Source organism: Duganella radicis (genome assembly GCF_009720825.1).
GTDB classification, from domain to species: domain Bacteria; phylum Pseudomonadota; class Gammaproteobacteria; order Burkholderiales; family Burkholderiaceae_D; genus Rugamonas; species Rugamonas radicis.
The window spans coordinates 123,976-143,823 of record NZ_WNKY01000008.1 but is presented as its reverse complement, the minus strand read 5'-3'; the positions used below and the strand labels follow the sequence as shown (position 1 = coordinate 143,823).

14 protein-coding genes are annotated in these 19,848 nt (G+C 63.5%); 4 read left to right on the top strand and 10 right to left on the bottom strand.

What is annotated here, in order from left to right; genetic code table 11:
* Positions 1 to 43: 43 nt before the first annotated feature.
* Positions 44 to 2,614 (bottom strand): cyanophycin synthetase, encoded by a 2,571-nt coding sequence (cphA, locus tag GM676_RS10325; protein ID WP_155463447.1) that lies wholly within the window; start codon positions 2,612 to 2,614, stop codon positions 44 to 46.
* Between the two features lie 31 nt (positions 2,615 to 2,645).
* Positions 2,646 to 4,808 carry a cyanophycin synthetase gene (locus tag GM676_RS10320; RefSeq protein ID WP_155463446.1) on the bottom strand — a complete coding sequence of 721 codons (2,163 nt, stop codon included), beginning with the start codon at positions 4,806 to 4,808 and terminating at the stop codon, positions 2,646 to 2,648.
* 217 nt (positions 4,809 to 5,025) lie between these two features.
* On the opposite strand from GM676_RS10320, the gene GM676_RS10315 reads away from it, so the two are divergent.
* From GM676_RS10315 to GM676_RS10305, 3 genes are all read left to right on the top strand, one after another.
* Positions 5,026 to 7,284: a cyanophycin metabolism-associated ABC transporter gene (locus GM676_RS10315; RefSeq protein WP_155463445.1), complete on the top strand. Its 2,259-nt coding sequence runs from the start codon at positions 5,026 to 5,028 to the stop codon at positions 7,282 to 7,284.
* Between the two features lies 1 nt (position 7,285).
* Positions 7,286 to 7,753, top strand: coding sequence for a cyanophycin metabolism-associated DUF1854 family protein (locus GM676_RS10310; RefSeq protein ID WP_155463444.1), 468 nt, complete (start codon positions 7,286 to 7,288; stop codon positions 7,751 to 7,753).
* A gap of 219 nt (positions 7,754 to 7,972) precedes the next feature.
* The gene (locus tag GM676_RS10305; RefSeq protein ID WP_155463443.1) at positions 7,973 to 8,437 is read left to right on the top strand and encodes a hypothetical protein; all 465 of its coding nucleotides are present in this window, start codon (positions 7,973 to 7,975) and stop codon (positions 8,435 to 8,437) included.
* Here the strand turns inward: GM676_RS10305 and GM676_RS10300 are convergent.
* Positions 8,399 to 9,418, bottom strand: coding sequence for a hypothetical protein (locus tag GM676_RS10300; RefSeq protein WP_155463442.1), 1,020 nt, complete (start codon positions 9,416 to 9,418; stop codon positions 8,399 to 8,401). The two genes, GM676_RS10305 and GM676_RS10300, sit on opposite strands and share 39 nt — an antisense overlap.
* Before the next feature lie 211 nt (positions 9,419 to 9,629).
* Between GM676_RS10300 and GM676_RS10295 the strand changes: the two genes are divergently transcribed.
* Complete coding sequence (locus GM676_RS10295; RefSeq protein ID WP_229262619.1) at positions 9,630 to 10,262, top strand: hypothetical protein; 633 nt, start codon at positions 9,630 to 9,632, stop codon at positions 10,260 to 10,262.
* A 44-nt stretch (positions 10,263 to 10,306) separates the two neighbouring features.
* Here the strand turns inward: GM676_RS10295 and fucP are convergent, their stop codons facing one another.
* The 7 genes from fucP to GM676_RS10260 all read right to left on the bottom strand — a co-directional run bounded on the left by fucP (position 10,307) and on the right by GM676_RS10260 (position 19,783).
* Complete coding sequence (fucP, locus tag GM676_RS10290) at positions 10,307 to 11,593, bottom strand: L-fucose:H+ symporter permease (protein ID WP_155463441.1); 1,287 nt, start codon at positions 11,591 to 11,593, stop codon at positions 10,307 to 10,309.
* A 21-nt stretch (positions 11,594 to 11,614) separates the two neighbouring features.
* Positions 11,615 to 14,137 carry a glycoside hydrolase family 3 protein gene (locus GM676_RS10285; RefSeq protein WP_155463440.1) on the bottom strand — a complete coding sequence of 841 codons (2,523 nt, stop codon included), beginning with the start codon at positions 14,135 to 14,137 and terminating at the stop codon, positions 11,615 to 11,617.
* Positions 14,138 to 14,161: 24 nt separating this feature from the next.
* A complete protein-coding gene (locus GM676_RS10280; RefSeq protein WP_155463439.1) occupies positions 14,162 to 15,529 on the bottom strand; it encodes a GH1 family beta-glucosidase in 1,368 nt (455 codons plus the stop codon).
* A 4-nt stretch (positions 15,530 to 15,533) separates the two neighbouring features.
* Entirely contained in the window at positions 15,534 to 16,799 is a 1,266-nt protein-coding gene (locus GM676_RS10275) for a glycoside hydrolase family 5 protein (RefSeq protein ID WP_155463438.1), read from the bottom strand.
* Between the two features lie 78 nt (positions 16,800 to 16,877).
* Positions 16,878 to 17,897 (bottom strand): LacI family DNA-binding transcriptional regulator, encoded by a 1,020-nt coding sequence (locus tag GM676_RS10270; protein ID WP_371866185.1) that lies wholly within the window; start codon positions 17,895 to 17,897, stop codon positions 16,878 to 16,880.
* Positions 17,898 to 17,948: 51 nt separating this feature from the next.
* A complete protein-coding gene (locus GM676_RS10265) occupies positions 17,949 to 19,163 on the bottom strand; it encodes an ABC transporter substrate-binding protein (RefSeq protein ID WP_155463497.1) in 1,215 nt (404 codons plus the stop codon).
* 254 nt (positions 19,164 to 19,417) lie between these two features.
* Entirely contained in the window at positions 19,418 to 19,783 is a 366-nt protein-coding gene (locus GM676_RS10260; RefSeq protein ID WP_155463437.1) for a VOC family protein, read from the bottom strand.
* Positions 19,784 to 19,848: the final 65 nt, after the last annotated feature.

The window sequence follows — 19,848 nt, the reverse complement described above, 5'->3', positions numbered from 1 at the left end:
ATAAATAAAAACTATAAATATCTATTAACCTGATAGTTACAGACTAAACTTCCTTGATGCGCTTGGCGATGTGGGCCAGCGCGTCCTCCACCTGGTCGATCAGGATCAGGCACAGGTCGCCCTCCCGCAGGCGCGCCAGCGCCGTGTCGATGGCGTTGAACTCGCCGTAGATCTCTTCGATGTGCGAGGTGCGCGGCGCGCCGTTCAGGCCCGAACGCAGCAAGGCCACCACCTCGCCGTCCACACGGCCGCGCTGGCAGGCGTCTTCGTACAGCAGCACGTCGTCAAACGCGCGGCCGAGGATTTCGGTCTGCTGCGTGATGTCCTGGTCGCGGCGGTCGCCGGCGCCCGAGATCACCACCACCCGGCGCCTGGCCGGCATGGTCTCGACCGCCTTCACCAGCGCCAGGATGGCGTCCGGATTGTGGCCGTAGTCGGCGATCAGCGTCGCGCCCTTGTAGTCGAACACGTTGAAGCGGCCCGGCGCATTGTCGGAGTCGTTGGCGAAGGTTTTCAGGCCGAGACGGATCGCGTCCCAGCCGATGCCCACGCCCCAGGCCGCCGCCACCGCCGCCATCACGTTCTCCACCTGGAAGCCGATGGCGCCGTTGCGGGTGATCGGCACGGCCGACAGCGGGATGGTGTGCTGCGCGCGGCCTGCCGCCGCCACGATCTGGCCATTTTCCACGTACACGGTGCGGCTGCCCTGCGCCAGATGGGTGGCGATCACGGGATGCGTGCGGTCGGCGCCGAAGAAGATCACCTTGCCGCGGCAGTTGGCCGCCATGCCGGCAACGATAGGATCGACCGCGTTCAGCACCGCGAAGCCGCTTTCCGACACGTTCTGCACGATCACGCGTTTGAGGACCGCCAGGTCTTCCACGGTGGTGATGTAGTTCAGGCCCAGGTGGTCGCCCATGCCGATGTTGGTCACCACCGCGACCTGGCAGCGGTCGAAGGCCAGGCCTTCGCGCAGGATGCCACCGCGCGCGGTTTCAAACACCGCCGCGTCGACGTCCGGGTGCAGCAGCACGTTGCGCGCGCTGCGCGGGCCGGAGCAGTCGCCGCTGTCGGTCTGGCGGCCTTCGATGTAGACGCCGTCGGTATTGGTCATGCCGGTGCGCAGGCCGCTGGCGGTCAGCAGGTGGGCGATCAGGCGCACGGTGGTGGTCTTGCCGTTGGTGCCGGTCACCGCCACCACCGGAATGCGGCCGTTCTCGCCGGCCGGGAACATGGTGTTGACGATGGCCTCGCCCACCGCGCGGCCTTTGCCGAACGATGGCGCGATGTGCATGCGCAGGCCGGGCGCGGCGTTCACTTCCACCACGCCGCCGCGTTGGTTTTCAATCGGTTCCAGCACGTTGTCGCACACCACGTCCACGCCGCACAGATCGAGGCCGATCATCTGCGCCGCCTCCACCGCGCGCGCCGCCACTTCCGGATGGACGTCGTCGGTGACGTCGGTGGCGGTGCCGCCGGTCGACAGGTTGGCGTTGTTGCGCAGGATGACGCGCTGGCCGTGGGCCGGCACGGAATCCGCCTCCAGGCCTTGCAGCGCCAGGCGCGCGATGGCGATGTCGTCGAAACGGATCTTGGTCAGCGAGGTGGAATGACCCGAGCCGCGGCGCGGATCGGCATTGACGATGTCCACCAGCTGGCGCACGGTGTGCTTGCCGTCGCCCACCACATGCGGCGGATCGCGGCGCGCGGCGGCCACCAGCTTGTTGCCGATGACCAGCAGACGGTAGTCGTGGCCCGGCAGGTAGCGCTCGACCATCACGTCGTCGCGGAATTCCTTGGCGGTGCGGAAGGCGGCTTCCAGATGTTCCCGGGTCATGATGTTGACCGTGACGCCCTTGCCCTGATTGCCGTCCTTCGGCTTCACCACCACCGGCAGGCCGATTTCCTGCGCGGCCTTCCAGGCGTCGGCTTCGTCTTCCACCGAGCGGCCGATGGGCACCGGCACGCCGGCCGCGTGCAGCAGCTTCTTGGTCAGTTCCTTGTCTTGTGCGATGGTCTCGCCGATGGCGCCGGTGCTGTCCATTTCAGCGGCCTGGATGCGGCGCTGTTTCGACCCCCAGCCGAACATCACCATCGAGCCTTCGGTCAGGCGGCGGAACGGGATGTCGCGCGCCACGGCGGCGTTGACGATGGCACCGGTGGACGGGCCCAGGCGCACGTCCTCATCGAGTTCGCTCAGCTCGGCCAGGGCGGCGGCGAGGTCGAACGGCTTGTCGCTCAGGGCGGCGCCGATCAGGGCTGCCGCCTGTTCCACCGCGCGGCGGCCGACCGCCTCTTCGGTGTATTCCACCACGGTCTGGTAGATGCCGGTTTCCAGCGTGGCGGTGGTGCGGCTGAAGGTGACCGGGCAGCCGGCTTGCGCTTGCAGGCTCAGTGCCGCCACTTCCAGCACGCGTGCCAGCGATACCGGGTCCGAGGTGCCGCTGGGTTGCAGGGCGCCGATGGTCGGGAAGCGCGAGCGCAGGCGCTGTTCGAAGCCGGCCAGCGTTGCGATGTCTTGTTCTTCCGGCGGGCACGAGACGATGACTTCCACCGCGGTGTGGTGGCTCCACAGGTTCGGGCCGCGAAGGGCGCGGGTGCGTATGACTTCCATATGAATCTTCTTGTTCTTTCAGTGATAACGATCAGTGATGCGTTTTCTTCGGCGAGGCTTCCCAGGTGCGCAGGCCGGCGCCGATCAGGTCCGGCGTCAGGCCCAGCGCCCAGCCGGCGGCAATCGCGGCCAGCACGGCTTCCGGCGGCACCAGCGGCGACAGCGGCAGGCTGGCCGCTTCGGTCGCGCCGTGCGCCATGACGATGCAATCCTTGCGCTGGAACACCACGCGCTTGCCGTCCTGGCGGTGCGCGGCGATGGCGGCCAGGTGCTCGTCGGCGCCGTAGAACATCACTTCGCCGTCGCACAGGTCGGCCATGTCCACCACTTGCGGATCGGCCGCGTTCAGCACCGCCACGCCGCTCGGCAGCACCACGTCCACCTGGGTGCGCAGCACGTTGTACAGGCGTTGTTCGCTGTTGATGTGGAAATCGTCCAGCGCTTCGAAGCCGTTGACGTCCGTCACCACGCCAACGGCGCATTTGTCGTAGGCCAGGCCTTCGGCCAGGATCATGCGCGCGCTGTTTTCAAACACGCCGGCCTCGACGTTCTTGTTCAGCAGCAGGCGCTCGCCGGTTTCCCATTCGCTCAGGCCATCGAGCGGCAGTTCGCGGCCGTTGACGAACAGGCCTTCGGCGCAAGTCAGGCCGGTTTTCCTGCCGCTGATTTGCAGCAGCCAGGCGACCAGGCGCGCGGTCATGGTGGTGCCGTGCGTGCCGGTGATGCCGACGATCGGCATGCGGCCGGAAGCCTCGCCGAACAGGTGCTCGACAATCGCCTCGCCGACGTTGCGCGGCTCGCCCACGGCCGGCTTCAGGTGGGCCAGCAGGCCCGGGCTGGCGTTGACTTCGATGATGGCGCCGCCCGTCTCCTCCAGCGGACGGGTGATGTCGGACGACACCAGGTCGATGCCGGCGATGTCCAGCCCCACCACGCGCGCCGCCAGCGCCGCCATCGCGGCCACTTGCGGGTGCACCTTGTCGGTGACGTCGACCGCCACGTTGCCGTTCGGCTGGATCAGCACTTTGACGCCGTCGGCCGGCACCGAGGCGTGGGTCAGGTTCTGGCGTTGCAGTTCGAGGATGATCTCGCCCGATTCGTGCGGCTTGACCAGGCCCAGTGGGAATTCCTCGGTCTCGCCGCGGCGCGGGTCGGTGTTGATCTGGGTATTGCACAGTTCCAGCACGGTGGAGTTGCCGTCGCCGGTCACCCACAACGATTCGCCGGCGGCGGCGGCGACCATGCGCTTGCCCACCACCAACAGGCGGTGCTCGTCGCCGGCGATGAAGCGCTCGACGATCACGCTGCTGCTGTCGCCCTCTTCGGCCGCCAGCGCGTAGGCGGCGGCGATGTCGGCTTCGGCGCTCAGGTTGAGCGAGACGCCGCGGCCATGGTTGCCGTCGTAGGGCTTGAGCACCACCGGCAGGCCGATGTCCTGCGCCGCTTCCCAGGCTTCGGCGGCGCTCTTCACCAGTTGACCTTCCGGCACTGGCACGCCGCAGGACGAGAGCAGGCTCTTGGTCAGGTCCTTGTCGCTGGCGATGCCTTCGGCGATGGCCGAGGTGTGTTCGGTTTCGGCGGTCCAGATGCGGCGCTGCGCTGCGCCATGGCCCAGCTGCACCAGGTTGCCGTCGGTGAGGCGGATGTGCGGGATCTTGCGCACGCCGGCGGCGTCGACGATGTTGCCGGTGCTGGGGCCCAGGCACAGGCTCTCGACCATGTCGGTCAGCCTGGCGACGGTGGCGTCCAGATCGTACGGCCGGTCTTCGATCATGGCCATCAGCAGGTCGCGGCCGGCGGCCAGCGCGGCGCGGCCGACTTCTTCCTGGCGGGTGCGGAACGCCATTTTGTACAGGCCGCTGTCGGGATGGATTTCGCGGGTCTTGCCGAAGCCGGTCTTCATGCCGGCCAGGTTTTGCAGTTCCAGCACCACGTGTTCGAGGATGTGGCCGGCGTAGGTGCCGTCGCGCAGGCGTTCGAGGAAGCCGCCGTGCTCGCCCACGCCGCAGCGGTGGACGATCAGCCCCGGCAGGATCGCCGTCAGGCGTTCATACAAACCGGGCAGCAAGTTCGAGGGAAAATTCTCCAGCTCGCCGATATCCAGCCACGCCTCGATCACCGGGCGGTAGGTCCAGATGTTGGGGCCGCGCAAGTGGGTCACGCGGAGAATTTCGATGTCTTTCTTCTTAGTCATGTATTGATTCTTGTAACTTTGTTATCGGCCTGAGCCTGCCCGCGCCGCGTATTGTAAACCCTTAAACCCTGTATCCCGGGCAAGCCGCTGTGCGGTATACTTGCCGCCAGCACAAAACACCTGATTTTATTGTTCTCTGTCAAATGTTTAATCATTGACAGAATACCGTAAAGTGGCCGTTATATCAGCCCTTTTCCCCTCTGGAGTACGCCCCACGATGACAACCGAACAACTTCCCACCGTCTCCAGCCCTGGCGAGCTCCCCGAACGCTGGCGTTCCGAGATACAGGCACAACTTTCCCAAGGGGAAAACGTTGTAAGTGCCCTGGAGGTTGACTTGGATCAGCAACTTCGTTTTTCCAAGGGGGTGGTGCTCATCACGCCAAGCCGCGTGCTGGCGCGCGCGCCAGGGGCGGCCAGCTGGGAAGCGTGGCCGTTTGCGCCGGATCTGGTGCTCAAACACCACGACCATGCCGGCGTCGGCCATCTGGAACTGGTGAACGCGCACGGTCGCCTGGGCGCTTGGCGCTTCACGCTGGGCCAGAATCTGGCGGCCATCCGTCTGGTCGAGCAGTTCGACGCCCATCTCGACAGCCACGCCAGCGGCGAACCGGTGGTGCTGGACGATAAAAACATCTGCCCCAGCTGCAAGGCGCCGATGGAACCGGATCAGGAAGAATGCCCGGTCTGCACCAAGGTGGTCTACACGCCGCCGTCGACCTGGACCCTGTTCCGCCTGTGGCGCTTCGCCAGGCCATACAAGTGGCAGCTGGCGCTCGGCTTCTCGCTGATGCTGCTGTCCACCGGCGCCCACATGATCCCGCCCTACCTGACCATCCCGCTGATGGACAATGTGCTGATTCCTTACCAGAACGGCAAGGAGGTCGATCCGATGCTGGTGGTGAAGTACATGTCCGGGCTGGTGGGCGCGTCGGTGCTGGCCTGGATTTTCGGCTGGGGCAAGACCTATGTGCTGGCGCTGGCCTCGGAACGCATCGGCGCCGACCTGCGCACCACCACCTATGAGCACTTGTTGCAACTGTCCCTGGAATACTTCAGCGGCAAGCGCACCGGCGACCTGATGTCGCGTATCGGCTCGGAGAGCGACCGCATTTGCGTGTTCCTGTCGCTGCACCTGCTGGACTTCCTGTCGGACTGCCTGATGATCGTCATGACCGGCGTGATTCTGCTGAATCTCGATCCGTGGCTGGCCATCTGCACGCTGGCGCCGCTGCCGTTCATCGCCTGGATGATCCATCTGGTGCGCGACCGCCTGCGTACCGGTTTCGAGAAGATCGACCGCGTATGGGGCGAGGTGACCAACGTGCTGGCCGATACCATCCCCGGCATCCGCGTGGTCAAGGCCTTTGCGCAGGAGGCGCGCGAGGCGAACCGCTTCCGCACCGCCAACAAGCATAACCTCGCCGTCAACGACAAGCTGAACAAGGTGTGGTCGCTGTTCTCGCCGACCGTGTCCTTCCTGACCGAATTGGGGCTGCTGGTGATCTGGGTGTTCGGCATTTATCAGGTCTCCAAGGGCAATATCACGGTGGGCGTGCTGTCGTCGTTCATCGCTTACGCCAGCCGCTTCTACGGCCGTCTGGATTCGATGAGCCGCATCGTGTCGGTGACGCAGAAATCGGCGTCGGCGGCCAAGCGCATCTTCGACATCCTCGATCACGTATCGTCGGTGCCGGAGCCGGTGAATCCGGTCAGGCTGAACAAGGTCGAGGGCAATATCAGCCTGCGCGAAGTGGGCTTCCGTTACGGCAACCGCGCGGTCAATCGCGGCATCAACCTGGAGATCAAAGCCGGCCAGATGGTCGGCCTGGTGGGGCATTCGGGTTCCGGCAAATCCACGCTGGTCAACCTGATCTGCCGCTTCTACGACGTGGCCGAGGGCGCGATCCTGCTGGATGGCGTGGATATCCGCCAGTTCGCGGTGTCGGACTATCGCCGCAATATCGGCTTGGTGTTGCAGGAGCCGTTCCTGTTCTTCGGCACCATCGCCGAGAATCTGGCCTACGGCAAGCCGGATGCGACGCGCGAGGAAATCATCGCCGCCGCGCGCGCCGCGCATGCGCACGAATTCATCCTGCGTCTGCCGCAGGGCTATGACTCCATGGTCGGCGAGCGTGGGCAAGGCTTGTCGGGCGGCGAGCGTCAGCGCATCTCGATTGCGCGCGCGCTGCTGATCGATCCGAAGATCCTGATCCTCGACGAAGCCACCGCCTCGGTGGACTCGGAGACCGAAAAAGAAATCCAGCGCGCGCTGGACAATCTGGTGCAAGGCCGCACCACCATCGCGATCGCGCACCGTCTCTCGACGCTGCAAAAGGCCGACCGTCTGGTGGTGCTGGATCGCGGCGTGGTGGTGGAAGACGGTCCGCACGACCAGCTGATGGCGCTCGAAGGCGCTTACTACCGCCTGTATCAGGCGCAGGCGCGCAACGCGGAACTGGCCAAGGAAGAATAAGATGACGACGCAATTTGAACTGATCCGCAATCCCTTCGGCAAACTGGTGCTGACCACCACCGAAGGTGTGGTGCACGAAGGCGTCTCGCCGGTGCGCGCCTTCCCGGTGCAGGCGCCGGAGGATGGCATCTCGCTGCTCAACAACGACGGCAAGGAAGTGGCGTGGATCGACCGCATCGCCGATCTCCCTGCCGCAATTGGCGCGCTGGTGAGCGAAGAGCTGAGCGGCCGCGAATTCATGCCGGAAATCGCGCGCATCAACAGCGTGACCAGCTACGCCACGCCATGCACGTGGTCCGTGAAAACCGATCGCGGCGACACCGAGTTCGTGCTGCGCGGCGAAGAGGACATCCGCCGCCTGACCATCGACACCTTGCTGATCACCGACATCCATGGCATCCACTACCTGATCCGCGACCTGCGCGAGCTGGACAAGCACAGCAAAAAAATCATCGACCGCTTCCTGTAAGCTCCTCGTCCGCCTTTTCCGTACTGATCTATCTCAAAGCAGGCGCTAAACGCGCCTGCATGATGGAATCGTGCGCCCATCGCGCGGCGCGGGAAAGGCCTACAATGACGTTCCTTGAACCGAAGTCTCATTTTCCGCAGCGTCCGCCTCCCAAACGGAAGCGCAAGCGCCGCAAGCCCGCGCCGCCAGGTCCGCAGCCGACAAAGGAGAAAACTGATCATGGATGACGACAAGGACGAGCTATATTTCAACTTCCGCTATGCGCAGCGGCTGTGTCAACGAACCGCTCGCTTTTACCGCCGCATTCAGACTACGCTTACATTCACGAGCCTGCTTGCAGGCAGCAGCGCGGTCGCCACCCTGGCGGCACAGATGCCGACACAATCGGCCTGGCTGCTGGCGGCCTTCGCGGTATTCGGTTGCATCAACCTTGCAATCCGGCCCGCAGAGCGGATTGCTGCCAACGAAGCGGACGTCAGGAAGTACGGCGCGCTGCTGGCTAAAATCAACCTGCTCACCTCGCCTGCTCTCCGGCAACTGCTTGATGAGGCACGACAATCAGACACCTCGGAAATCGAACAACTGCGGCCGGTCGCCTACAACGATATTGTGCTGGAAATCGATGCGCCGGAGGCATTGATTCCGCTAACGCCGATGCAGAAGCTCATCGGCGTCCTGGCGTGAGCGCAGCGCGTCGATGAAGGCGTCGGGTTTGTCCAGGCTGAGGTAGATTCTGGAGTGCGGCGCACCTTCGCGCAGGCGGATTTCGACGTTCAGGCGGCCGAACTGACGGTAGCGCAGGATGCCGCGCTGGCGGCGGATGTTGTCTTCGCAGCGGACCACGGATTCGATCATGCCGTAAGCGATCTCGCGGTCGCGGGCGAACGCGCCGTTGCGGATCAGCAGCGCGTTGCGGTCCAGCGAGATCGGACGCCACTGGCTGGCGCGATACTCGGCCACCAGGTACAGCATCGACCACAAGGTCAGGATATCGGCCAGCCACGCGACCCACGGCTTCACCGACATCAGGTGCAGCATCAGATGCGACAGCGGCAACTCAAACAAGATCACCATGATGAAGGCAAACTGGTTGGAGACATTGCCATCGTTCTTGTCATAGCTGAAGTGCTGCTCACCACGGAAGCGCAACTGCTCGCCCTTGCGCATGAACAGGCCGTAGTACCAGATGCGCATCTCGAACAAGGCAAACGGCGCGAAGCCGGTTTTACCAAAGCGCCCTTGTACCGCGCTCTCCAGTGCCTCATCGACATTGCCGCTCATGCGCAGCAAATTCCTCACGCGGTGCGCCACCAGCGCCAGCAAATAAATTTCCAGCGCCGCCTCGGCCATCACCAGCAGCAACCAGTACCCCTCGATGCCGCGCCACAGCTGCTTGCTCTCTTCCGGTATCAGCACGCGGCCAGCCAGCACGCCGGCGGTGGCGATCGCCAGCCACGCCATCAGGAACTGCCTGAGCGACGGCCTGAACATGCAGTAGTACAGCAGCGGGAAGGAAATCAGCGCATCGGCCAGCAAAGGCCATTCCGCCATGTTGCGGCCATAGTCGTTGGCGATGAACGGTACACGAAAAAAGAAGTAATGCGCGGTGAGCGTCACCGCAACGATCAATGCGAACCACTGCTTCCTGCCTCGACTGCCAACCATCGCGCGCTCCGTTAAACAAAACGCAACCAGTATAGGTGAAAAAGTTCTTCCAGGATTGACGGTGGGGAGTCAATCTCACTCCCTTGTGGATTTCGCTCTACTTTTCCTTCTATTTCGCCCTATTTCTTCCTTTTTTTCCTCTGCGTTGAACCTCTCCTCAAATTGCAGATCTAAATATGGAAAAGCAGGACAAAATAGAAGGAGAAATCGAATGAAATCCACAATGAGCGTCAACCTTGACACCGAAGTCCTGCTCCGCCTAATTTCCCAACTACAAATACGTGGCGGCGCGCAAGACCTCTCATCTGCCATCAATAGCGCGATTGAACTCTGGATGCGCGAGCAAGCCAAATTAAGCAAAGGCAGCGATCCAGCCAGCGTGCGCGGCTATCAATGGAAGACCCTGTTTCTGCCGGAAGGAACGGAACTGCGCTCGTGGAGCTACGGCGAATACAACTACGCACGCGTCATCGGCGACGAAATCATTCACAAAGGTAAAGCTGTCAGTCCCAATCAGTTTGCGCAGTCCTTCGCACGCAGCACGCGCAATGCATGGGAGGATGTGCGAGTCCGGCGCCCTGATGACAAGCAATTCAAGCAAGCCAGCCTGTTGCGCCAAGAGCTGGCCAAGCAGCAAGCGCAGCCGCAAACCGCAGTCGCTGCCGCGCCAGCGGCGCTGTCCGAAAGCGCGATCCTCGCCTTGCTGGCGGCCTTGCAAGTCCAAACCCAGGCTCACGCGGCGGCGCCTGCGACGGCAACGCCACGCAATCCTTCACCCGGCGAGGGCTGGGACTTACCTGAGCGCCGAAAGTTCCGCTACCGCCTGGAAGATGTCGCGTACTAATAAAAAGGCTCCCCGCAGGGAGCCTGGTTGTGCAGCAAAGCCGCTTATTTTTCGTTGTACATATTGGCGTATTTCAGGCCGAAGTACAGGATGAAGGTGTAGCACGCGGCGGGCACCAGGAAGGACAGTTGCAGGCTGATGTTGTCCGCCAGCAGACCTTGCGCGAACGGCACCAGCGCGCCGCCGACGATGGCCATGCACAGCACGCCCGAACCCTGGCCGGTCAACGGCCCCAGTTTGTTCAGCGCCATCGAGAAGATGGTCGGGAACATGATGGAGTTGAACAGGCCCACCGCCAGGATCGCCCACATCGCCAGCGTGCCGCCGCTGAAGATCGCCAGCAGTACCAGCGCGATCACCGCCGCCGCATTGAAGGCCAAGGCCTTGCCCGGGCTGATGGTGCGCATCACGGCGAAGCCGATGAAGCGGCCGATCATGGCGCCGCCCCAGTAGAAGCTGACGTAGTGCGCCGCATCGGCCGCCGCCAGGCTGGCCACTTTCGGATCGCCCAGGAAGTTGATCAGGAAGCTGCCGATCGACACCTCGCCACCAACGTACAGGAAGATCGCCACCGCGCCCAGCGCCAGGTGACGGTGCTTGAGCACCTCGCTAAAGCCGCCTTTGGCGCTGCCATCTTCCGCATCGGCGATCTTCGGCAGACGCGCCAGCGCAAACAGGATGGCCAGCACCAGCAAGGCCGCGGCCAGCGCCAGATACGGACCTTGCACGCTCGCCGCTTCCTTGGCGTGATACGCCGCCTGTTCCGCCGCCGGCAACTTGGCCAGATCGTCGGCGCTCAGCACCACGCCGCCCAGAATCAGCATGCCGCCCAGCGTTGGCGCCACGGTGGTGCCCAGCGAGTTGAAGGCCTGGGTCAGGGTCAGGCGGCTCGATGCCGTGCGTGGATCGCCCAGCACCGCCACGTACGGATTGGCCGCCACTTGCAGGATGGTGATGCCACCCGCCAGTACGAAGAAAGCAATCAGGAACAGCGTATAGCCGCTGGTCGCCGCGGGATAGAACAGCGCGCAGCCGGCAGCCGCGATGGTCAGGCCGGCCACCGCGCCGTTCTGGTAGCCCAGCTTCTTGATCAGCATCCCGGCCGGCAGCGACACGATGAAGTAGGCGCCGAAGAAGCAGAACTGCACCAGCATCGCCTGCACATAGGTCAGCGTGTAGACCGCCTTCAGGTGCGGAATCAGGACGTCGTTCAGGGACGTCAGCAGACCCCACATGAAGAACAAAATGGTGACGATGACCAGCGGCCCGGTATTGCTGCCCGTGTGCGCCGGGCTGCCCGCGACCGGCGCAGCTTGCGAATAGTGTTCCATACTTTTACCTTCTCCTCGTTTTTATTTAAAGTCCCCACATGCCAATGCGTCCTTGTCCCTGGCGGCGCCGCCAACGATCTGAATGTTGGCGAACGTCGCGGCAAACGGCGCATCGGCGCTCACGCTGAATGGCGTGCTCAAAGCCGCCAGCGGCAAGCCACGGTTGGCGAAGCACGACAGAGGGATTTTGACCGTCTGCTTGCCTTTTCCGGCCAGCTGCTGGAATACAGCGCTGGCGTCCAGTTCCACCGTTTCAATACCGATTTGTACCTTGCCCTGCGGCGCAGCCGACACGATGGCGTCGAACTGCAAGGCGCCATCCGTGCTGGCGTAGGCCGGCAGCTTGATCGCCTTGCGGGCCTGCGCCTCCAGTTTCGCCGCGCCGCTCCAGGTCAGGCGCTTGGCGTCCTGCTGGGTGTTGATCTGCGCCGTTTCCACTTTCACGGTCGGCAGGTTGAACACCGCATTCAGGTCCGCCCCCAGCGCCACCCGCTGGCCGCCGCTGCTCACATACAGGCCGTAAGTCGCGCGGTCGGTAGGATTGTACACCGGGATGGCCGTAGTTTTGCTACAACCGCCGTCAGGATAACTAGTGTCGAGCTGCGGCAGCGTGGTTTTGCTGCTGTAGTTCAGGCCAAAGCCGAATTTGAACAGCGGATCGTAATTGGCGTCGCCCACGTTCAGCGGCGTCTGGCAGGCCGACTTCGGCCACGAGAACGACAACTTGCCGCGGAAGTCCTTGTTGATCTTGCCGTTGGCCTTGCGGAACAGCACATCGGTCACGCCCTTGCCCTCGGTGCCCGGCAACCATGCGGCCACAAAGCTGTCCGACAGGTTGAGGATGTCGTTGGTATACAACGGCCGGCCGGTGATCGCCACCGTCACCACCGGCTTGCCCTTGCCCGACACCGCTTGCAGCACCGCCAGGTCTTCCGGATGACGGCCACTCAGGCGCAGTGTGCCGGCCGGGCCGATGTCGCCATCGCCTTCGGCGTACGGCGTCTCGCCAATCACCGCCACCACCGCGTCGAACTGGCTGACGTCCACGCCGGCGGCGTTTTCGCTGAAGGTGACGTTGTCCTTGCCGGCCACGTCCTGGATCGCGGCCAGAATGGTGTCGCTGTATGGATAGTCGCTGTTCTTGTTGTCGGTGCCCTGCCAGGTCAGCGACCAGCCGCCCGACTGATTGGCCATGTTGTCGGCGCTCTTGCCGACCACCAGAATCTTCTTGCCGCGCGCCAGCGGCAGCACGTTGCCGTTGTTCTTCAACAGCACCAGCGATTCCTGCACCGCCTTGCGCGCCAGCGCGCGGTCTTGCAGCGCTTCCTGCTTGCCGGCGTAGATGTTCTGCGAAGGCTTCTTGCCGTCGAACAGACCAGCGCGCATCTTCACGCGCAGGATGCGGGTCACCGCATCGTCGATGCGCGACATCGGAATCTCGCCCCTCTCCACCTGCGCGATGGTGTTGGCGATGAAGGTCTTCCACTTCTCCGGCACCATCACCAGATCGACACCGGCGTTGATCGACGCGGCGCAGCTGTCTTCCGCGCAGCCCGGCACTTCGGTGATGGCGTTCCAGTCGCTGACGATCAGGCCATCGAAGCCCATCTTCTCTTTCAGCGCCACGGTCAGCAGCTCGCGGCTGCCGTGCATCTTGCCGTGATCGGCGCCGCCCTTGACGTCGTTCCAGCTGTTGAAGGACGCCATCACGGTCTGCACGCCCGCTTGCAGCGCCGGATAGTAGCCCTGCGCGTGGATGTTGATCATCTCCGACATGGTGGACTGGTTGACGCCCCGGTCCTTGCCTTCAAACGTGCCGCCGTCGCCGACGAAGTGCTTGGCGGTGGCCACCACGGTGTTATCGGATTTCAGATCGCCTTGCAGGCCCTTGACGTAGCCAGCCGCGTAGTCGCGCACCACGGACGGATCTTCCGAGAAGCTCTCGTAAGTGCGGCCCCAGCGATCATCACGCACCACCGCCAGCGTCGGCGCGAACACCCAGTCGATGCCGGTGGCGCGCACCGCTTTCGCCACCGACTTCGCCATGTCGGCCACCAGCTTGGGATCGCGCGCCGCACCAAGGCCGATGTTATGCGGGAACAGCGTGGCGCCGTACATATTCGAGTTGCCGTGCATGGCGTCGATGCCCCAGATCACCGGAATCCGCACCTTCATATCGGTGCTCATGGAGGCATCATAGTAAGCGTCGGCCAGCCTGACCCAATCCGCCGCGCTGGCATGCTTGTTATTCTGCGGCCAGCTGCCGCCGCCATTCAGCACGGAGCCGATGTAGTAATTGCGGATATCTTCCGGCGTGCTGAATTTGATTTCCGGCTGCGTCATCTGGCCGATCTTCTGCGCCAGTGTCATGCCGGCCACGATCTGCCTGATGCGCGCTTCCATGGCCTTGTCCTGCCTGACGGCGCTGGTGATGTGCGGCCAGTCGGCCAGCGGCCTGGCGGCCGGCGCGGCGATGGCATGGGCGCTCAAAGCCAGGGTAGCTGCCAGAACAGCGCGGCGCAGGATGTGGTTATGCGAATTCATTGACGTGTGTCTCCGTTGTTGATGTTAGTTCTTGCCGCGCACGAAGGCGCTATACCATTCGCCGCTTTGCTTGACGATGCGGCGTTGCGTTGGGTAGTCGATGTAGGTCAGGCCGAAGCGGCGCAGATAGCCCTCCGCCCATTCAAAGTTATCCAGCAGGCTCCAGGCGAAGTAGCCCTTGATCTTGCCGCCGGCGGCGATCGCGTCGCGCATGGCGGCCAGGTGGCGGATCAGGTAATCGCGGCGCGCGGTGTCGGTGACAGCGCCATCGGCGCCAACCTGATCGTCGTAGGACGAGCCGTTTTCAGTCACGTACAAATCGCCGGTCGGATAATCGCGCGCCACACGCTCCAGCAGATCGACCAGCCCTTCCGGCGACACTTCCCAGCCAAAGTCGGTGCGCTGGCGGTCCTGCGGATAAACGATCTTCGTGCGCAGTGGGTACTCGTCCGGCGCATCCGCCACCACCTCCGGGAAGTAGTAGTTCACGCCGAGGAAATCGCACGGCACGGCGATGGCTTCCATGTCGCCCGCCGCGATCGCCGGCGCGTCCTTGCCCACCAGCGCCAGCGCTTCCGCCGGATAGCCACGCCCATACAGCACATCGAGGAACCAGCGGTTGCGCAGCGCGTCGTGGCGCGACACGGCGGCGATATCGGCCGCGCTGTCGCTGGCCGCCTTCACCGGATGCAGGCTGAGCGCGATGCCCACCTTCGCATCCGGCACATTGGCGCGGATCAGCGGCACGGCGCGGCCGTGCGACACCAGCACGTTGTGGCAGACCTGTAGCGCCAGCGGCAGCGATTTGTTGCCCGGCGCGTGCATGCCGTCCCAGTTGCCGTGCATGGCCGTGCACCATGGCTCGTTGTGCGTAATCCAGTGCTTGATGCGGCCGCCCAGATGTCTGGTGATCACGTCGACGTACCGCAAATACGCGGCGATGGTGGCGCGGTTGTTCCAGCCGCCCTGGTCCTGCAGGTACTGCGGCAGATCCCAGTGATACAACGTGCACCACGGTTGCAGGCCGCGCGCCAGCATGCCGTCCACCAGCTTCGAATAGAACGCCAGGCCCTGCGGATTGGGCTCCGCATCCACGCCATCGAAGATGCGCGTCCAGGCGATCGAGAAGCGGTACGCATTCAGCCCCATCGCCTGCGCCAGATCGAGATCCTCCTCCCAGCGGTGATAGTGGTCGCAGGCGACTGCGCCGGTGGCGCCGTCGCGGATCTTGCCCGGCGTGGCGGCGAAAGTGTCCCAGATCGACGGCACGCGGCCATCCTCGGCGGCGGCGCCTTCAATCTGATAGGCGGACGTCGATACCCCCCACAGGAAGTCGCTGGCAAAGTCGGAGCGCTTGATCGCCGTAGGCAGGTCGGTAAGAATCATGGTCATAGTTTTATTTGGCGAAGGGGGTAGGTGGCACGGTTGCGTTCATCCATTTGATGGCGGTTTGCTGCGGCTGATACGGCACGCTGCCGTACAGCCGGAATAAGCTTTCAATCTCGGCCAGCGAAGCCTTGGTGAAATCGAGTTTGGGAATGGCGGCGCCGGGCGCGTTGGTGACCAGGCCCCAGGTGCCCTTGCCCTGCCCGCCCTTGTTGGATAACACTTTCCACGCCCACGCGGTGGCGGCCCAGCCATTGGCGACGTAGGTGTCGTAGGTGACGCGCATGACTTGTCCGCCATGCTCCGCGCCCATGAAAGCCCACGGCTGGAATTCGCCGACGAAGAAGGCGGTATCCAGCCCTTCCAGCCTGGTCTTCCATTTGCAAACGTTGTCACCTTCGCCCTCGCATTGCAGCCAGCCTTTGTGCACGGCCAGTCCCGGCTTGCCCCAGCCGAAGTGGCCGGGATAGGGATGCATCTCGAAGGCGACATTGCGCATGCCGTGCCCGGACGGTTTGCCATAAGCGTCGATGCCCTTGCTATGGCCCGGCAGGATGATCACGTGGTTCCGGTCCACTTCGCGGATCGCCTGGTACAGCGTGCCCATGACCACGGCCAGATTCTCCGGCGTGGTGCCCCACGGTTCATTCAGGATGCTGTAGCCCGCCACCGCGCCGCGGTCCTTGTAGCGCGCGGCGATCTGCTGCCACAGCCAGATGGTGCGCTCCTGATACTCGGGCGTGTCCCAATACTTGTTCTTGCCGGCGCAGCCGCTGTGATGCTCCCAGCCCTGGCCGCCCACCGCGCCATGCAGGTCGAGAATGACGTAGATGCCGCGCTGCTCGGCTTCATCGATCACGCGGTCCAGATACTTCCAGGCGTCGGCGCGCAGCTGGCGCGGCTTCTTCTCATCCTCCACCACGCTGTAGATGAACGGCAGGCGCACCAGATTGAGGTTCATCTTCGGCAGCAGATCCCAGTCGCGCCGCGTGATCCAGTTATCGCGGAACAGCCCATATAAACGTTGACGTTCTTCGTAGCCAAAGCGCTGGTCCAGCACCGCCTCCAGCTTGCATTGATCGTCAACCGCCCTGGTCTCCTGGCCCATCATCCAGAACTCCTGGATCAGGTAATTGCCGAGATTGACGCCGCGCAGCGCCGGCTGCTTGCCCTCGGCGTCCAGCCACTTCGTGCCTTCCGTGTGCAGCATCGGCAACGCGGCCTGTGCGCTCCCCGCCAGCAGCAAAACCGTACTCAGCAATCGTTTTACGAACATACCGCCTCCATTGCATGGAATCGTTTCCAAGTGAGTTTAAAAAAAGAGCACGCGACTGCGGCCTGCTCTTTTGAATCTTTACTTCGTTTTACGCTTCAGCGGCGCCAGCGACGCCCGTTCCGCCACATGCAGCCGGTATTCGCGCGCCACCGGACGCTTCAGGTCATAGCACTGGTTCAGCAAATAATTCAGCCCATTCAGCGTCATCTCGCTCCACGGGATATGCACGCTGGTCAACTGCGGCGCGGTGAATTCCGCGCTGTGCGTATCGTCATAGCCAAGTACCGACACCTGCTGCGGCACCTGCACGCCGGCCTTCTGGAACATCGACAAGGCCCCCACCGCCATCTCGTCATTGGCGCAAAACACCGCCGTAAATTCCTCGCCCGATCGCAGCAGCTGCTCGGCGCACGCCAGGCCGCCTTCCGGCGTGAACTCGCCGTCGGCCATCCACATCTTGCGCGTGTCGACGCCGGCCGCCTCCAGCTCCGCCTTGAAACCGGCGATACGCTGCTGGTTGTCGGGCGCCGCCGCGCGGCCCGCGATCACCGCGATCTTGCGGTGGCCCAGCTCCAGCAAGGTGCGCGCCGCCAACCGTCCGCCGGCTTCGTGGTCCACCGTAAAGCACTGCGCCGCGATGCTGGCGAAATCCTGATTGATCACCACCACCTTGGACTGGAACGGGCCCAGCGCCACAAAGTCCTCGTCCTCCATCGCGTTGCTCATCACGATCAGGCCATCGCTGCCGCGCTCGATCAGGAAATTCAGGCCGTCGATCGCCTGATTGCGCGCATCGCCGTCGCCGACGCCGAACGCCACCACCATGTTCAAGCCGGCCGCGCGCAGCGCCGTGTAAATCGATTGCAGGATGGGCGTATAAAACGTCCCGCTCAGATACGGGATGTAGACACCGATCATCTGCGAGTTGCCCGACAACAGCGAGCGCGCCGCGTGCGACGGCCGGAACTCCAGCTCCTCAATCGCCTTGCGCACCTTCTCGGTCGTGGACTGCGATACCGATCCCTTGCCGCTGATGACGCGCGAAGCGGTGCCCAATCCCACGCCCGCCAGCCGGGCTACGTCTTTGATAGTTGCCACGAGTTCCCTTATCCGTTCTGTCTATGCGGCGGCAAGGATAACGCGCGCCCGTCAATCTTGCAACGCCGCGACGACCCCCTTCTGCGCCTTCTCCACCGGCATGCGGGTGTTCCAGAACGTGGTCAGCACATCCTGCAATGCGCCGTTCTGGTCGGGCGTCAGGAACACCTCGATCATGCCGACCGCGCGCGACTTATCCTTCAGAATCGCCATGCCGGCCTGCGCGCAGACATCCATGCCGGACGCATCGGCATTGCTCAGGATCGGCAGCGAGCCCTTGATCTTGTTGAACTCCAGCTGCGCGCCCGGCGTCAGCATGGTGGTGGCCAGCAGCTTCTGCGCGCGCACCGCGTCCGGATTGCTGGTCTTCGGGAACACAAAGGCATCGCCCTGGATCAGGTAAGGCACGTTGGCGCCCAGACCGGGAATGCAGCCGAAGTCCTTGCCGGCCGTCTGCCTGGCGGCGGCGAATTCACCCTTGGCCCAGTCGCCCATGATCTGCACGCCGGCCTTGCCGCTGATCAGCATGGCGGTGGCGTCGTTCCAGTTGCGGTTGGGCGAGCCGGTGTCCACATAACCTTGCAGGCGCTTGAAGGCCAGCAGCACTTTCTTGAACGCTTCGGAATTGATGGCCTTTGGATTACGGTCGCGCAGTACTTGCAAGTACAGTTCCTTGCCGCCGACATTGGCCAACATGGCCTGGAACAGGATATTCTCCTGCCAAGGCTGGCCGCCATGGGCCAGGCCGACCAGGCCGGCCGCTTTCAGTTTGTCCAGCGCGGCGAACAGTTCGTCCGGCGTGGCCGGCTCTTTCACAATGCCGGCTTTCTTGAAGGCGGCCTTGGAATACCAGATCCAGGTCGACATATGAATGTCCACCGGCACCGCGTAGAAGTGGCCCTTCACCTTGATCACATCCAGAATCGGCTGCGGCATCAACTGGTCCCAGCGGTCGCGCGCGGCGATGTCGTCGACATTGTTGAGCGAACCCTGGTCGATCAGGTCGCGGAACTGCTTGGTGGTGTTGAACTGGGCGGCGGTGGGCGGGTTGCCGCCGACGATACGGTTGATGGCCACCGCCTTGGCCTGATCGGCGCCTGCGATCGCGGTATCGCCCCAGACGCCGCCGGCGGCGCGGTAAGCATCGGCGAACTTGCGCACGGCGGCCGATTCGCTGCTGGAGGTCCACCAATGCATCACTTCCGCCCTGGGCGCGGCAGCGGCCGCTTGCACGGCGCCGGCGCCGCTGACGCCCAGCGTCAGCATGGCCAGCAAAGTCCCTGCACGGCGCAGCGCGCCCACGGTGTGCTTGTCCATCCAGTCTCCATATATGCTTGTGACAACCAGATACTAGCGTCTTCCTGCGCGCAAAAAAACCGGCGCCGCCCAAGGCGCCGGTAACTTCGCGGGGCGAAGAGACGAGGGTGAAATTGGAAACGTTACCAATCACAAGAGAAATATAGCATCCCTTGATTTTGAGTGTCAACGGAAATGAAAAAAGGCGGCCGCGGCCGCCCCTCTCACATCTCCAGCGCCAGCACGCGCAAGCGGTGACCATCGCGGTCCAGTGCCACAAAGGTGTAGCCAAAGTCCATGGCGGTGGGGCGCTGGGCGATCGCCAGGCCGCGCGCAGCCCAGTCGGCGTGCATGTCGTTGACCACGCTGCGGTCGGGCACCGCGAACGCCAGCTCGCTGCCGCCGCCCGAGGCCAGCACCTTGGGTTCGGCCGTGTGGCGCGACCACAGCCCCAGCTTGAGGCCGGACGGCAGCACGAACAGCACAAAGGTCGGCGACGACTCCACCGGTTGCAAGTTCAGTAGGTCGGCATAAAAAGCGCCGCTGGCGGCAGGCTGGTCGACGTACAGCAGGACGTAATCCGGGCTCATGTGATTCTCCGTTCAACATTGATAACGAAGCCAGTTTACGAGGAGGCTGTGACAGTTTCTGTCAG

Excerpts from the sequence above, each read along its gene's own strand:
- GM676_RS10295 (WP_229262619.1), top strand. The coding sequence starts at position 9,630 with ATGAAATCCACAATGAGCGTCAACCTTGACACCGAAGTCCTGCTCCGC.
- GM676_RS10300 (WP_155463442.1), bottom strand. The coding sequence starts at position 9,418 with ATGGTTGGCAGTCGAGGCAGGAAGCAGTGGTTCGCATTGATCGTTGCG.
- GM676_RS10305 (WP_155463443.1), top strand. The coding sequence starts at position 7,973 with ATGGATGACGACAAGGACGAGCTATATTTCAACTTCCGCTATGCGCAG.
- GM676_RS10260 (WP_155463437.1), bottom strand. The coding sequence starts at position 19,783 with ATGAGCCCGGATTACGTCCTGCTGTACGTCGACCAGCCTGCCGCCAGC.
- GM676_RS10310 (WP_155463444.1), top strand. The coding sequence starts at position 7,286 with ATGACGACGCAATTTGAACTGATCCGCAATCCCTTCGGCAAACTGGTG.
- GM676_RS10285 (WP_155463440.1), bottom strand. The coding sequence starts at position 14,137 with ATGAATTCGCATAACCACATCCTGCGCCGCGCTGTTCTGGCAGCTACC.
- GM676_RS10315 (WP_155463445.1), top strand. The coding sequence starts at position 5,026 with ATGACAACCGAACAACTTCCCACCGTCTCCAGCCCTGGCGAGCTCCCC.
- fucP (WP_155463441.1), bottom strand. The coding sequence starts at position 11,593 with ATGGAACACTATTCGCAAGCTGCGCCGGTCGCGGGCAGCCCGGCGCAC.
- GM676_RS10275 (WP_155463438.1), bottom strand. The coding sequence starts at position 16,799 with ATGTTCGTAAAACGATTGCTGAGTACGGTTTTGCTGCTGGCGGGGAGC.
- cphA (WP_155463447.1), bottom strand. The coding sequence starts at position 2,614 with ATGGAAGTCATACGCACCCGCGCCCTTCGCGGCCCGAACCTGTGGAGC.
- GM676_RS10280 (WP_155463439.1), bottom strand. The coding sequence starts at position 15,529 with ATGACCATGATTCTTACCGACCTGCCTACGGCGATCAAGCGCTCCGAC.
- GM676_RS10265 (WP_155463497.1), bottom strand. The coding sequence starts at position 19,163 with ATGCTGACGCTGGGCGTCAGCGGCGCCGGCGCCGTGCAAGCGGCCGCT.
- GM676_RS10320 (WP_155463446.1), bottom strand. The coding sequence starts at position 4,808 with ATGACTAAGAAGAAAGACATCGAAATTCTCCGCGTGACCCACTTGCGC.